Origin of the sequence: Desulfobacula toluolica Tol2 (genome assembly GCF_000307105.1) — a bacterium.
GTDB lineage: Bacteria > Desulfobacterota > Desulfobacteria > Desulfobacterales > Desulfobacteraceae > Desulfobacula > Desulfobacula toluolica.
Map to the genome: position 1 here is coordinate 982,744 of NC_018645.1, position 12,839 is coordinate 995,582.

17 protein-coding genes are annotated in these 12,839 nt (G+C 42.0%); 8 read left to right on the forward strand and 9 right to left on the reverse strand.

Going from position 1 to position 12,839, the window contains the following annotated elements:
* Positions 1-9: 9 nt before the first annotated feature.
* Genes TOL2_RS04645 through pyrR form a run of 3 tightly spaced genes read right to left on the reverse strand, consistent with a single transcriptional unit; the run spans position 10 to position 1,457 of the window.
* Entirely contained in the window at positions 10-414 is a 405-nt protein-coding gene (locus TOL2_RS04645; protein WP_014956370.1) for a hypothetical protein, read from the reverse strand.
* Positions 415-417: 3 nt separating this feature from the next.
* Positions 418-921, reverse strand: a complete 504-nt coding sequence (locus TOL2_RS04650; RefSeq protein WP_014956371.1) for a MogA/MoaB family molybdenum cofactor biosynthesis protein — start codon at positions 919-921, stop codon at positions 418-420.
* Between the two features lie 2 nt (positions 922-923).
* Complete coding sequence (gene pyrR, locus TOL2_RS04655) at positions 924-1,457, reverse strand: bifunctional pyr operon transcriptional regulator/uracil phosphoribosyltransferase PyrR (RefSeq protein WP_014956372.1); 534 nt, start codon at positions 1,455-1,457, stop codon at positions 924-926.
* A 139-nt stretch (positions 1,458-1,596) separates the two neighbouring features.
* Between pyrR and mobA the strand changes: the two genes are divergently transcribed.
* From mobA to mltA, 5 genes are read left to right on the forward strand one after another with little or no spacing between them, the layout of a single operon-like run.
* Complete coding sequence (gene mobA, locus TOL2_RS04660) at positions 1,597-2,223, forward strand: molybdenum cofactor guanylyltransferase (RefSeq protein WP_014956373.1); 627 nt, start codon at positions 1,597-1,599, stop codon at positions 2,221-2,223.
* Positions 2,220-2,591, forward strand: coding sequence for a molybdenum cofactor biosynthesis protein MoaE (locus TOL2_RS04665; protein WP_014956374.1), 372 nt, complete (start codon positions 2,220-2,222; stop codon positions 2,589-2,591). The genes mobA and TOL2_RS04665 overlap by 4 nt, the downstream gene beginning before the upstream one ends.
* 1 nt (position 2,592) lies before the next feature.
* Positions 2,593-3,090: a cyclic pyranopterin monophosphate synthase MoaC gene (gene moaC / locus TOL2_RS04670; protein ID WP_014956375.1), complete on the forward strand. Its 498-nt coding sequence runs from the start codon at positions 2,593-2,595 to the stop codon at positions 3,088-3,090.
* A gap of 5 nt (positions 3,091-3,095) precedes the next feature.
* Entirely contained in the window at positions 3,096-4,283 is a 1,188-nt protein-coding gene (locus TOL2_RS04675; protein WP_014956376.1) for a DNA recombination protein RmuC, read from the forward strand.
* Complete coding sequence (mltA, locus tag TOL2_RS04680; protein ID WP_232508070.1) at positions 4,273-5,568, forward strand: murein transglycosylase A; 1,296 nt, start codon at positions 4,273-4,275, stop codon at positions 5,566-5,568. Before TOL2_RS04675 ends, mltA begins: the two co-directional genes overlap by 11 nt.
* A 25-nt stretch (positions 5,569-5,593) precedes the next feature.
* Here mltA and TOL2_RS04685 read toward each other — a convergent pair whose 3' ends face one another.
* From TOL2_RS04685 to TOL2_RS04710, 6 genes are all read right to left on the reverse strand, one after another.
* Positions 5,594-6,658, reverse strand: coding sequence for an energy-coupling factor ABC transporter ATP-binding protein (locus TOL2_RS04685; protein ID WP_014956378.1), 1,065 nt, complete (start codon positions 6,656-6,658; stop codon positions 5,594-5,596).
* The gene (locus tag TOL2_RS04690; protein ID WP_014956379.1) at positions 6,655-7,341 is read right to left on the reverse strand and encodes an ABC transporter permease; all 687 of its coding nucleotides are present in this window, start codon (positions 7,339-7,341) and stop codon (positions 6,655-6,657) included. The genes TOL2_RS04685 and TOL2_RS04690 overlap by 4 nt, the downstream gene beginning before the upstream one ends.
* A gap of 13 nt (positions 7,342-7,354) precedes the next feature.
* Entirely contained in the window at positions 7,355-8,185 is an 831-nt protein-coding gene (locus TOL2_RS04695) for a substrate-binding domain-containing protein (RefSeq protein WP_014956380.1), read from the reverse strand.
* A 193-nt stretch (positions 8,186-8,378) separates the two neighbouring features.
* Entirely contained in the window at positions 8,379-8,627 is a 249-nt protein-coding gene (locus TOL2_RS04700) for a hypothetical protein (RefSeq protein ID WP_014956381.1), read from the reverse strand.
* 5 nt (positions 8,628-8,632) lie between these two features.
* Entirely contained in the window at positions 8,633-8,806 is a 174-nt protein-coding gene (locus tag TOL2_RS25105) for a hypothetical protein (RefSeq protein ID WP_041279264.1), read from the reverse strand.
* Positions 8,807-8,967: 161 nt separating this feature from the next.
* A complete protein-coding gene (locus TOL2_RS04710) occupies positions 8,968-9,813 on the reverse strand; it encodes an amidohydrolase family protein (protein ID WP_014956382.1) in 846 nt (281 codons plus the stop codon).
* A gap of 101 nt (positions 9,814-9,914) precedes the next feature.
* Here TOL2_RS04710 and TOL2_RS04715 point away from each other — a divergent pair, with 101 nt between their 5' ends.
* From TOL2_RS04715 to hemA, 3 genes are read left to right on the forward strand one after another with little or no spacing between them, the layout of a single operon-like run.
* Positions 9,915-10,583 carry a precorrin-2 dehydrogenase/sirohydrochlorin ferrochelatase family protein gene (locus TOL2_RS04715; RefSeq protein ID WP_014956383.1) on the forward strand — a complete coding sequence of 223 codons (669 nt, stop codon included), beginning with the start codon at positions 9,915-9,917 and terminating at the stop codon, positions 10,581-10,583.
* Positions 10,580-11,413 carry a cytochrome c biogenesis protein CcsA gene (ccsA, locus tag TOL2_RS04720; RefSeq protein WP_041279265.1) on the forward strand — a complete coding sequence of 278 codons (834 nt, stop codon included), beginning with the start codon at positions 10,580-10,582 and terminating at the stop codon, positions 11,411-11,413. Before TOL2_RS04715 ends, ccsA begins: the two co-directional genes overlap by 4 nt.
* A 27-nt stretch (positions 11,414-11,440) precedes the next feature.
* Positions 11,441-12,718, forward strand: coding sequence for a glutamyl-tRNA reductase (gene hemA, locus TOL2_RS04725; RefSeq protein WP_014956385.1), 1,278 nt, complete (start codon positions 11,441-11,443; stop codon positions 12,716-12,718).
* Positions 12,719-12,839: the final 121 nt, after the last annotated feature.

Genomic DNA, 12,839 nt, shown 5'->3' on the forward strand with positions numbered 1-12,839 from the left:
TATCCGGTATTACTCTTTTGCATTCTCATAGGCCTGGGACAGCCTTTTTTTCAGGTATTGGATTTCATCTGCATCGTATTCATAGAGGTCAAAGCAATACCCGTCTTCACCCAGCAGGCCTTCGGGGATGAGGTCGCCGGTCTCGTCAGGGTCTGTAATCATCTCTCCGTAAAAACATACGGACAGCCAGCGTTCATCGGGATCATCATCAATGACATCCACCATGGCAAACAGGGAGCGGTTTTTCTGGCTGTTGTGCCGTGGACGAAGAGAGTAGCTGACCTTTGGGCGTGCATTAAATTCCAGGGTGGTATCCTCAAGTGTTTTCAAGTGGTCATATAATTCGATAAACGCCTGTCTGGTTTTTGTTTTAGTTTCATTCCATTTTTCAATAAAGTCGTTAATTTCTTTCATTTTTTATTCCTTAATATGTTTGAGCAAGTGTCCAAGTTCAGGGAAGATCAGTTCATTACAGGCCAGTTTACAGGCCTTGATACTGCCCGGCATGCAAAATACAATGGATTGTTGTATGATTCCAGCAGTGGCCCGGGAGAGAATGGCGGCTGAATCAATCTCTTCAAAACTCAGCTGGGCAAAAAGAGGTCCGAACGCGGTAAGTTCTTTTTTAAACAAAGGCTTGACAGCTTCGATGGTAACATCTTTGGGGCTGATACCGGTTCCGCCCGACATGATGATTGCATCCGGGCAGATTTTCTGGGTGATATGTTCGGTTAATTCCCTGATGGCTTCAATCTCATCGGTAACTACCTGATGAATCACCACTTCATGGCCCTCTTTTTTTGCCTGCTTTTTTATCCATGCACCTGACTTGTCCTCAGACAGACCCCTTGTGGTTGATACTGAAATTACGGCAATTTTAATATGATTTGGTGCATCTTTTTTGTGTAAATGTGTACTCATTTTTAATCCTGTTCAATATATACCATATCCTGGTTGTCATGTTCCAAAACCATGACATTGATCATGTCCTGGTGTTCGGTGCCTATGGATATTCCTTTGTAATCGGCCTGGATGGGAAGTTCTCTGTGTCCCCGGTCCACCAGAATGGCAAGCTCAATACGGGACGGTCTGCCAAAGTCCATCAACGCATCCATGGCAGCCCTGATGGTCCTGCCGGTAAACAATACATCATCCACAAGAATGATGTCCATGTCATCCACGCAAAAAGGAATTTTGGACGGCCGTACAATTGGCTGGCGGCTGATTTTTGTCCAGTCGTCCCGGTACATGTTGATATCCATGCTGCCCACTGGCAGGGTTACATTTTCTATCTTCTGGATTTGATCTGCCAGCCGTTTGGCCAGAAAATCCCCTCTTGTCTGGATTCCGACAAGGGCAAGGTTTTTTGTCCCTTTATGTTTTTCTATGATCTCATAAGCTATTCTTGTGATGATTCTTTTGAAATCCTGATCACTCAGAATGGTTTTTTTTTTCATATATCAACCTTCCCTTGACTTAATATGTGTTTAGAATCTGTATCATCTTTTTTTATAGCGGGCAATACCTTGATTTTAAGTTTGAGTTGCTATAATCTTTTACAAAATAAACATTTAATTTTTGGCAGGACAGGTGTGAATGAAATTTGACTGTACAGGTGTGATACTGGCCGGTGGTAAAAACAGCCGGCTTCCCGGAAAAAAAAAGACTTTTCGCAAAATCGGGGATTCAATGATTCTTGAAAATATTTACGGCATGTTTTCAGAATTGTTTCAAGAGATCATTATCGTGGTAAATGAGCCTGAAGAGTTTGCCGGCTGGGACATGACCGTGGTGACGGATATTATTCCTTCCCAATGCGCTCTGGCAGGTCTTCACGCAGGTCTTTTTTATGCATCCTGTCCATATGCTTATGTGACGGCTTGTGACACCCCTTTTGTTAAACAGTCTGTGATTGAGCATATTGTGGGTCAGATAGAACCAGGGTATGAAGTGATTCTTCCCAGGACGGATGACGGGCTTGAAACTTTGTCAGCCGTGTATTCAAAAGAGTGTATTCCCCTGATAGAAAATAATCTTGCAAAAAATATCTTCATGATTAAAAATTTTTTCAGAAAAAAAAAGGTTAAAGAAATTCCCGTAGAGCAATTAAAAGCACTGGACCCGGAAATGCGCTTTATATTTAATGTCAATACACCCGATGATCTTGCGGCTGCCAAGGTAATCGCCCATAAAAACAGGGCAAAAAAAAGGAGAAAAACATGAATATTACAACAATGATGGAACAGATAAAACAACACCCGGATTACCATAAGGCCGGGATGATTTTATGCCATAACGGTGTGGTCAGGGGAACCTCGAGGGAAGGTGATGAAGTCACCGGGCTTGAGCTTACTGTGGACCATGAAAGGCTTGACCAGATTCTCAGCGAACAGAAAAAAAGACCGGGGATTATTGAGATCCTGGTTCATATCAATGAGGGCAAATCCCTTGCGGTCGGTGATGATGTCATGTTTCTTGTGGTTGCAGGCGACATCAGAGAGAATGTGCTTGGATCATTGACTGATACACTCAATTTGATCAAAGCTGAAGTTACAAGCAAAAAACAATATTATAAACAGGCAAAAAAATAAAATGACAGATTTTACGCATCTTGATACAGATGGCAGGGTTAGAATGGTAGATGTGGGAGATAAGTTTGAAACCAAAAGAGTTGCCGTGGTTGCCGGCAAAATTTTCATGGAATCAGATACTCTTGACAGGATAATGGATGAAAAAGTGAAAAAGGGTAATGTGCTTGAAGCCGCAAGAATTGCAGGGGTCATGGCGGCAAAAAAAACATCAGACCTGATTCCCATGTGCCATCCTTTAAATATCACCCATGCCAGGGTTGATTTTTCCTTTGATACGCAAAACAGTGCAATTGATATTGAGGCGGAAGTCTCTTTGAGTGGAAAAACCGGTGTGGAAATGGAAGCATTGACAGCGGTTTCCGTTGCTGCCCTGACCATTTATGACATGTGCAAATCCTATGACAGGTCCATGAAAATATCTGATATTTATCTGAAATCCAAATCCGGGGGAAAAAGCGGAACCTATACTGCAAATGCTTCGAATGTTTCAAGTAGTTAAAAATAATGCAAAATAGTGTTATGACCCCTGAAAATCTGTTGTATCTTGGCATTGGTTTCTTTTTTGGCGTTATTTTATGTGCGGTTCTGGCAAAATCAGGGGTTCTGTTTTTTTCTAAAAATTTGAAAAAATTGTCTAATGAGGCTTTGTTTGATAATTCCGCCCAATTTATGGCCCTTGCCGACAAATATTTTTCTTCTTATGTGAAAGAGGCTAAAAAAGATTTTGATATCAAGGGAAACGAGATTTTAAGGACGGTTGATCCTGTCCGGCAGACCCTTGATAAGTATGAAGCCCATCTCAATTCCATGGAAAAAGACAGGGAAAAGGCCTATGGGGCGATCACGGAAAAACTCATGGAAATGGGTCGCCACCAGGCCCTGCTTCACATTGAAACCGGAAATCTTGTAAAGGCATTAAGAGTTCCCCATGTAAGGGGACGGTGGGGGGAGATCACCTTGAAGCGGGTGGCTGAACTGGCCGGGATGACAGATCACTGTGATTTTGACGAACAGGTTTCCACAGGGGGGGGGAAAGGTTCTGTAAGGCCGGATATGGTTGTCACCCTGCCGGAAAACCGTAAGATTGTTATTGATTCCAAGGTTCCTTTGATGGCCTATCTGGATGCTCTTGAAGCTTCTGGTGAAAAAGAGAGAAAAGCCCGGATGAAAGATCATGCGCGTCAGGTGATGATGCATATCACTGCCCTTTCATCCAAAAATTATTTTCAACAGATTTCTCCGACTCCTGAGTTTGTGGTGTTGTTTATTCCAGGGGAAAATTTTTTCAGTGCAGCCTTAACAGCTTACCCGGAAATGATTGAAAAAGGGATTGAAAAGGGTGTAGTTCTTGCCACTCCTACGACTCTCATTGCACTTTTAAAGGCGGTTTCCTATTCCTGGAAACAGAAAAAAAGCTATGAAAATGCAGAAGAGATAAGGTCACTCGGGGTTGAGCTGTTTTCAAGGATTTGCAGCATGACCGGCAATATCAACCGCCTTGGAAAGGATATTGAAAAGTGTGTGTCAACTTACAATACAACGGTGGGGGCAATGGAGACAAGGGTAATGTCAACTGCCAGAAAGCTGGAGAACCTTGATGTGTCTTCTCAATCCATGGATGATTTGCAAAAAATAGTATATTCCAAAATGTTTGCCAGGGAATTTAACAATCGGTATCAAAATGATAAATAATACAGCGTTTAAACTTATTCTGGTGTTTATGGTTATCATCATCATGGCCGGTTTTTTTTGCGGATGCCAGCCAAAAGTCAGAGAAAAAATTACACGTTTTAATTCATTGAAGAAATTGAAACCTAATACTTATCCTGTGTTTACGGACAGTCTGGGTTTTAAGGACAGTTCGGTGTTGACAGACAGTCTGGATTTTCAGGATCTTGTGGATTCAATTGATTACAGCCTTGTGTATTTTAAAAGAATTCCCCTGGAAAGAAAGTTTCAGTATGGAAAAGATGCCTACACGGCCGCCCATATGATTGAGTCTTTGGAAACCATCAAGGCTTTTTTGTTAAAAAATCCTTCCGCCAATGAATTGGATGAATTTATCCGGTCTTTGTTTGTTGTTTATGAAGCCGCCGGCAATGAGGACGGTGACGTGCTGTTTACCGGGTATTTTGAGCCGACCTATGAGGGAAGTCTTGAGAAAAAAGATGATTATCCTTTTTGCCTTTATTCCAGGCCTAAAGATTTGCTGGAAATTGATTTGTCAGCGTTTTCAGATAAGTATAAAGGTCACAAGCGTCTGGTGGCAAGGGTAAATGATTCAACAAAGAAAGTTGTGCCCTATTATTCAAGAGCGCAAATTAATTCTCTGAAAGGGTTTGATGTTGAATCCGAGCCAATTGTCTGGCTGAAAAGCCGTGTGGACAGGTTTTTTCTGGAAATTCAGGGTTCCGGAAGAATTGATCTGGGCCAGGGGGATATGGTACGGGTGCATTATGCCTGCAGCAATGGAAATGCATACAAATCAATTGGACGGTATCTGATTGAAAAAAATGAAATTTTAAAAGAAAATATGTCCATGCAGGCCATTCGAACCTGGCTTGAACAGCATCCAAAAAGAATGGATGAAGTGTTGCACGAAAACAAGAGTTTTGTGTTTTTTCAACGAGAAGAGGGCGGTCCCTATGGCAGTCTGGGCGTCGATGTTACAGCCTTGCGATCCATTGCAACAGACAGCAGCCTTTTTCCCAAAGGAGCTTTGTGTTTTGCCCGGGCCCAATTGCCGGATAAAACAAATTTCAATCTTGTAAAGGACGGGCCTGTCAAGAACAGGCCTGTAAAGGATTGGAAAAAAGCTTCTTTTTTTGTGTTGAACCAGGATACGGGAGGAGCCATTAAAGGCCCTGCCAGAGCGGATATCTTTTGTGGAAACGGTTCTTATGCAGAATTTACAGCAGGTCATATGAATGTATATGGAAAGTTGTTTTTTCTTGTGCTTAAACCGGGTAACTCATGAACAAAAGGGTCGTGATTGTCATTGGCTACAGCCATTCGGTATCTTTTGAGTGAAATTTGAGAACAACGCTTTTGCCGGGATACAGATCCATTTTTCTTGTTTGATCGGGAGCAAGTCTGAGTGTAAATGAAATGTCGTGAATAGAGATTGCGACCATGATATGGCCGCTTTTTTTTTCCAGAAGCATGGAAACTATATGGCCGGACAATTTATTGTCTTTGTCAGATCTATTGCCTTTGTCCGGTTGCTTACCCATACTGGCTCCGGATTTTTTTTCAAGGTCAATACAAATATTTTTTTTTCTGATCAAAGCGGTGTCGGAATGCCGGTCAGGGGATTTTAATATGATGCGCTGACCGTCTCCAAGAATTTTTACCAAGGTTTTTGGATCTGATTTTTCAAATGGTCCTGTCAGAATATTTTCCATGCCTGTAGAAAAAACAGTGCCTCTGAAAATGGCCAGTTGTATGTCGCTGATAGAGTAAAGCCATTGCAGATCATGGCTTGCAATAACAAGAGTTGTTCCCCAGTTTTTCCGTGCATTTAATGAGGCCTGGCGGATAAGTTTGGCACTTTTGGTGTCAACGCTTGCAATGGGTTCATCAAGGAGCAGTATTTCAGGTTTCAGGATGAGTCTGGCAGCCATGGCAACCCTTTGAGCCTCTCCCCCTGACAATTCGTGCCATTTTCTGGGAGCAAAGCTTTGATAATCAAGTCCGACATTTAAAAGGGCTTCTTTGATCCGTTGTTCAAGGTTTTTTTTGTCGTTCCTGATTTTTAATCCATAGGCAATATTGTCAAACACTGTTCTTTTTAACAAGTAGGGCTTCTGTGTCAAAAGGGTTACCTTTGAGCGGATGCCGGGTGAAAAGGGAACTTCGGGGCGGCCTTTGTAAAAGAGTTGTCCATAGGTTGGTTTGCCTGCAAAGGCCAATAATTTTAAAAGAGTGCTTTTGCCGCTGCCGTTGGGTCCGAGCAATCCTGTAATCGAACCAGTCTTGATTTTAAGGTCATCAATATCCAGAACTTTTTTGCTGCCGTAATAGTGTCGGATATTTTTCAAATGGTATGCCAAATGGGATGTTTTCATTGTTTCCTTAAAAAAGAGAGCAATAGATTCACAATAAAGGCAATGGTGATCAGCACAAGTCCTAAGGCAATGCCGTCGGCAAACATTCCCTTGTTGGTTTCAAGGGCAATGGCCGTGGTTACAGTTCTGGTGTGGTACTTGATATTGCCGCCCACCATCATGGAAATGCCGACTTCGGTCAATACCCTGCCATAGGCTGTGACGGAGGCTGCCAGGATGCCGTACCTCACTTCCCAAAGACAGGTGGCCATGATATGGCGTTTGCCTGCCCCTAAAGAGACAAGGGTCAATTTAAGATCCTGATCAATGTTCTCAATGGTAGACGCTGTAATGGCTGCAACAATGGGGAAGGCAAGGATGGTCTGGCCGACTGCAATCCCTGTAAGGGTGAACAGCAGTCCCAGTTCACCCAAAGGCCCCTGGCGGGAGATGACTGCATACACTGCAAGGCCCACAAAAACAGTTGGAAGCGCCAGCATTGTATCCAGCAGTGTTCTTAAATGTTTTTTCCCTTTAAAGTCAAAATATCCGAGAACAAACCCAAAGGGCAGACCTGCTCCCATGCTGAGCAGCATGGAGCAGGTGGATACTTGTAACGTGGCCCAGACTGCAGTCCAGGTTGAGCTGTCGCCGCTTACCAGAAGCTCGATGGCTTTGATAAAGCCTGCAACAATAAAATCCATAAAGTCCTTTAAACTATTTTGCGTTGGGTATAAACAGCTTTTGTCCAAGCAGTCTGAAGTTTTTGATCAGATCCTGAGCGTTTTGTGAAGCCATCCAGTCCGAGAATTGGAGTGCCAGGTCATATTTTGCTTTGGGGCAGTTTTCAGGGGCAAGTGTTAATACGCTGTATTGGTTCAACAGGATTTGATCCCCTTCCACCAGGACTTTTAAAGGGGCATTACCGCCTTTCTGGGACTGGTATTTGATGTATGTGCCTCGGTCCGTCATGGTATACCCTTCTCTTTCCTGGGCAATATGGATGGTTGACAGCATTCCCTGTCCTGTCTGAACATACCATTTTTCTTTGTCAGGCAGTGCAATACCGGCATTTTTCCATAAAAGTTTTTCTTTTTTGTTGGTGCCGGAATCATCCCCCCGGCTCATGAACACGGCTTGTTTGCTTTTGACCGCATTCAAGGCATCAGAGATGCTTTTGCCTTTAATCCCTGCCGGATCGGTTTCAGGTCCAATGATGACAAAGTCATTGTACATGACCTGTCTTCTGTCTTTTCCATATCCGTTTTCAATGTATTTTTTTTCTGCGGGCGGTGCGTGAACCAGCAGCACATCAACATCACAGTTCTGGCCCAGCTTTAATGCCTTGCCGGTTCCCGTGGCAGTCCATTTCAGGGCTATGCCGGTTTCTTTTTCAAAATGAGGGATCAGATAGTCCAGAAGTCCTGTGTTGTCGGTGCTGGTGGTGGTTGCCATCATCAGGCTCTTATTTTGAGCCTGTGCGCTGAATGCCAGGGTCATGACAAAAGCGACTGCTAACAAATTGATAAAAATTTTCTTTTTAATCATTTTTAACTCTCCTTATTCTTAAGTAATTAAATTTTGGGATTAAATTGCCTACTAGAATAGTAGGGAAATATGTCAAAAATGGCCAATAGTCAATAAAAATGCTTAAGAATACAGATAAAAAGCAAAGAACTTACCAATAAAAACCAAAGCTTACCCAAAATACAATACCCAAAACCTAAAATACAGCACCCACCTACCTGTCTTTTAAAAAAAGATCATGATATTCATCTTCACAAATATGCTGCTTCAATTTATTGTTAATGAACAGGTATATCTCTTCTAATTCATGGTCTGACAATCTTGGGATAAATGCTTTTAAAAAAGAATCTTCAGAAAATTTTTGAAGATAAAACATTATGGTTTCCTCATCTGTTTCCCGGTCAAGACCCAAAGCTCCCAGGCCTTTATATTCTTGAATAAAATTGTGCGTATCTTTTTTCATTTAAATCAATCCTCCGGGCCAAACCCTTTTTCCGTGATAAAATGGATGGGGCATGACGCCCTGTGTTTGCAGTAAAGTTTCGGGTCTTTGCATTCAAGGCATTCCCGGCAAAGATAGATATCATATTTTGCACATCGGTAAGAAGTTTCCCGATGCGGATGGCTCTTGCATTTTCCCAACCGTGTCTCCTGTTTTGTTATGCCGATAGGCGTAAGGGTTATTTTAAGATGTATCTTAAATTTTAATTGTCAATTTCAAATGAAAAGTATCAATGAAATGGTCCAATGAAATAGACCATGGCGGTGGAGCAGTTTTTCAGGCTCACCTCATATTAATCCATTCATATTAATCCATATAGAAGGGCTGCATTCTTTCCCAGTATCTGTTCTTTTTGGATTTCATTGATAGTGGAGTTATCAATATCCTTATAATACCTGGCAGGTGTCAGGAGAGGAAAATCAGTGCCCAGAAGAACTTTGTCGGCAACTCCCGCATCAACTGCAATATTATAGATTTGTGAATCATATAAATACGGTGAAGCTGCAGTGTCATACCAGATATTTTTAAAAGCGGCTTTTGTCTCTTTTTTCATGGTATTATAAAATAAGATTCCACCGCCCCAGTGGGCAAGTATGATCTTATTGTCCGGAAAGGTTTTGGCAAGCGTGTAGATCTGCTCCAGGGTAATGGGGGTTTTGCCGGGATAATAATGTCCCACAGGTTCATTTGTGTGGATCATGCAGGGCAGGTTGCCGTTATCCCTTAGCTCGGCCATGACAGGATCAAGAGCTTTTAAGGCTGCTTTGTCAATCCCGGAAAGATAGAATGCCAGTTCTCCTGCCCCACAAAGACCTGCATCAATACATCGTCGGGTTTCATTTGCCGCACCTTCCCACGCTGCATCAAAACATGCCAGACCCTTAATTTGATTAGGATATTTTTGAGCAGCCTCAATGATAACGTTATTATTTTGGACAGCAAATTCAGGATTTCTCCAGGGGAATCCGCAAATGATCGAGATATCCACTCTGTGAGTGTCCATTGATTCGATTAAATCATCAATAGTGCAGATTTTGGCTTTGGGTGAATCATAAAGAAGTTTGAATTCAGGTTCATTATCAAAATACCGTGATCTGTTCTGTTTTACGGTTTCCGGGAAAATATGGGTGTGTGAATCAATAATCATATCAATTGTCCTAAATAATGGGTTTAGATATTGAAAAATGTCATGGGGCAATATATATATTAATTTTTTTTGGCAGACAAGGGCTTATATAAAGGATAAAAATGAAGTATTATCCCATATTTCTTGATATAAAAGATAAGGACTGCCTGGTTGTCGGCGGAGGGTCCGTCGGTGCAAGAAAGGCTGTAACCCTTGAAAAATGCGGGGCAAATGTGACAATTGTCAGCGACCGGTTTTCAGCTGAATGTGATCGTTTAAAGTCAAGCCGCATTTGTCTTGAAAAAAAAGAATATGAAAAAAAAGATGCAAAGGGAATGTTTCTTGTTTTTGCTGCAACCAATAATGCGGATTTAAACCGGCAGATAAAAGCAGATGCTTTAAAGCTCAATATACTTTGTAATGTGGCGGATGCACCGGATAAAAGTGATTTTATACTTCCTTCGATAGTGGACAGAGGGGATCTGATGGTGGCGGTTTCAACATCAGGTTCAAGCCCTGCCATGGCAAAAAAAATCAGGCAGGATCTTGAATGTCATTTTGGACCGGAGTATGCAAAATTATTGCAGCTTATGGGAAATATTCGAAAAAAACTGTTATCATCGGGGCATGCCCCGGATGATCATAAACAGGTATTCCACACCCTTATCGGGAAGGGAATCCTTGAACTGATTGAATCAAATGATGAAATAAACATAAATGCAATCTTATGGGATGTTCTTGGAAAAGAATATACATATCAAGATTTAGTGTCTTCAAGGAGCGATGAATGAATCTTCAAACCGCTGGAATGGTGCTACACATAACAACCGTACTCTATTTTATCAGCATGGCAGGGTATGTGTTGTTTTTGTTCAATCAAAAGAAAGTCTATCAAAAAGCGGCCTTTCGCCTGATTACAGCGGCCATTGCGTTTCATTTGATCAGCATGGTGATTTACACGGCGGCAACCCGGCATGTGCCCATCCTGAATTTGTCCCAGAACTTGTCAATGGCGGCATTTGCTCTGGGCAGCATGTTTTTGTTTTTCCAGTACAAATTTGATCTTAAAATTCTCGGGGTGTTTGTCTCTGTTTTGTTGTCCGGCATTATGCTGATGGTATTGATTCTGCCTGATGTGCCGGTTGAAACAAATGATGTTTTAAAAGGGTTCTGGTTTTATTCCCACATTATTCTGGTTTTTACAGGCGATGCCGCCCTTGCACTGGCATGCGGGGCAGGGATTTTATACTTGCTGCAGGAAAAGGGGATTAAAACAAAAAGTCCGGGGTTCTTTTTTAAAAGGTTGCCGTCATTGGATCTTCTGGATAATGTCGGGTATACCTGTTTAAGCACGGGATTTGCCTTGCTCACCATTGGGCTTGTGACAGGCTTTGTGTATGCAAAGTTTGTCTGGGGAAGATTCTGGAGCTGGGACCCCAAAGAGGTCTTTTCAGTGGGAACCTGGCTTGTGTATGCGGCGTTACTGCATCTTCGGCTTTATTCAGGATGGCGGGGCAGAAAATCAGCCATAATGACCATTATCGGTTTTTTTATCATCATATTTACGTTTCTTGGGGTAAATATGATGATAGGCGGGCATCATCAAGTCTTTACAAAATAAAGAAAGAGCAAACATAAAGAAAGAATAATGTCAAAAATAATATTAATCGGCGCAAATCATAAAACCGCACCCGTAGAACTCAGGGAAAAACTATCGTTTTCTGATGAAGAGACTATTGCCGCACTTGAATTTTTAAAGCAGGACAAGGACATAAAAGAAGGGCTTGTGTTTTCTACCTGTAACCGGACGGAAGTGGTTTATATTCCGGAAACCGGAGAACAGGTGGATAAAATTATCAAGCTTATTGCACAACTTAAACAAATTGATATATCAGAGTTTAAAAGCGCTTTATATGTTTATCGGGAAGATGATGCCATCCGGCATTTGTTCAGGGTTGCATCAAGTCTGGATTCAATGGTGGTGGGGGAACCGCAGATTTTAGGCCAGATAAAGCAGGCGTATAGGGTCGCTGTTGAAAATAATGCTTCCAGCGTGCTGCTGAACCGTTTGATGCACAAATCTTTCAGTATTGCAAAAAAAGTCAGGAAAGAGACAGGAATCGGTGATAATGCGGTTTCCATAAGTTATGCAGCCATTGAACTTGCCAATAAGATTTTTTCGGATTTATCCCAAAAGAGTGTTATGCTGCTGGGTGCCGGTGAAATGGCAGAGCTGGCTGTGGAACATTTGATATCCCATAAAGTCAAGCAGATTCTGGTGGCCAACCGTACCTTTAAAAATGCCGTTGACCTTGCAGGCAAATTCAATGGGCAGGCTGTCCAGTTTGAAGAAAGGGTGGATGCGTTAAAAGATGTTGATATTATTATCAGTTCAACCGGTGCAACAGATTATGTAATGACCCGGGATCAGGTTAAGCCGGTTATGAAAAAAAGACATCATCAGACCCTTTTTTTCATTGATATTGCCGTTCCAAGGGATATTGATCCAGACATTAACACAATTTCCAATGCCTATGTCTATGACATTGATGATTTGAAGAATATTGTTGAGTCAAATATTGAGCAACGGGGAAAAGAGACGGTAAAGGCTGAAAGATATGTCGAAGAAGCAGTTGTGAAATTTCGCCAATGGCTGGAGGGTCTTTCCATTGTGCCCACGATTAAGGCATTGAACGATAAAATGTCTTCCATTGTTGATGTTGAATGTAAAAAAACCCTTTCTCACTTAAGGCACCTTTCCCAAGAAGATATCAAGGCAATCAAACGCATGACCCGGGCTATTGCCAGCAGAACCATTCATGACCCCATTGTTTTTTTGCGCAATACCGGTGACCATAGAGATGATTCCCTTTATCTGAATACCACCCGTCAGTTGTTTAACCTGGATATTCCCGGAGAAGAATAACAAAATATATTTCAGCAGGCGTATCACCCGGCTGAGTGTGTTATTTAATTCTTTACATTTTAATGAATTTTAGTATAATAATACACTTCGGATGTTCTTATAAAAAGTAAGATAAAGGGCA

Excerpts from the sequence above, each read along its gene's own strand:
- TOL2_RS04665 (WP_014956374.1), top strand. The coding sequence starts at position 2,220 with ATGAATATTACAACAATGATGGAACAGATAAAACAACACCCGGATTAC.
- TOL2_RS04690 (WP_014956379.1), bottom strand. The coding sequence starts at position 7,341 with ATGGATTTTATTGTTGCAGGCTTTATCAAAGCCATCGAGCTTCTGGTA.
- hemA (WP_014956385.1), top strand. The coding sequence starts at position 11,441 with ATGTCAAAAATAATATTAATCGGCGCAAATCATAAAACCGCACCCGTA.
- TOL2_RS04700 (WP_014956381.1), bottom strand. The coding sequence starts at position 8,627 with ATGAAAAAAGATACGCACAATTTTATTCAAGAATATAAAGGCCTGGGA.
- TOL2_RS04675 (WP_014956376.1), top strand. The coding sequence starts at position 3,096 with ATGCAAAATAGTGTTATGACCCCTGAAAATCTGTTGTATCTTGGCATT.
- mobA (WP_014956373.1), top strand. The coding sequence starts at position 1,597 with ATGAAATTTGACTGTACAGGTGTGATACTGGCCGGTGGTAAAAACAGC.
- TOL2_RS04685 (WP_014956378.1), bottom strand. The coding sequence starts at position 6,658 with ATGAAAACATCCCATTTGGCATACCATTTGAAAAATATCCGACACTAT.
- mltA (WP_232508070.1), top strand. The coding sequence starts at position 4,273 with ATGATAAATAATACAGCGTTTAAACTTATTCTGGTGTTTATGGTTATC.
- TOL2_RS04650 (WP_014956371.1), bottom strand. The coding sequence starts at position 921 with ATGAGTACACATTTACACAAAAAAGATGCACCAAATCATATTAAAATT.
- moaC (WP_014956375.1), top strand. The coding sequence starts at position 2,593 with ATGACAGATTTTACGCATCTTGATACAGATGGCAGGGTTAGAATGGTA.
- TOL2_RS04695 (WP_014956380.1), bottom strand. The coding sequence starts at position 8,185 with ATGATTAAAAAGAAAATTTTTATCAATTTGTTAGCAGTCGCTTTTGTC.
- TOL2_RS04715 (WP_014956383.1), top strand. The coding sequence starts at position 9,915 with ATGAAGTATTATCCCATATTTCTTGATATAAAAGATAAGGACTGCCTG.
- ccsA (WP_041279265.1), top strand. The coding sequence starts at position 10,580 with ATGAATCTTCAAACCGCTGGAATGGTGCTACACATAACAACCGTACTC.
- TOL2_RS04645 (WP_014956370.1), bottom strand. The coding sequence starts at position 414 with ATGAAAGAAATTAACGACTTTATTGAAAAATGGAATGAAACTAAAACA.
- pyrR (WP_014956372.1), bottom strand. The coding sequence starts at position 1,457 with ATGAAAAAAAAAACCATTCTGAGTGATCAGGATTTCAAAAGAATCATC.
- TOL2_RS04710 (WP_014956382.1), bottom strand. The coding sequence starts at position 9,813 with ATGATTATTGATTCACACACCCATATTTTCCCGGAAACCGTAAAACAG.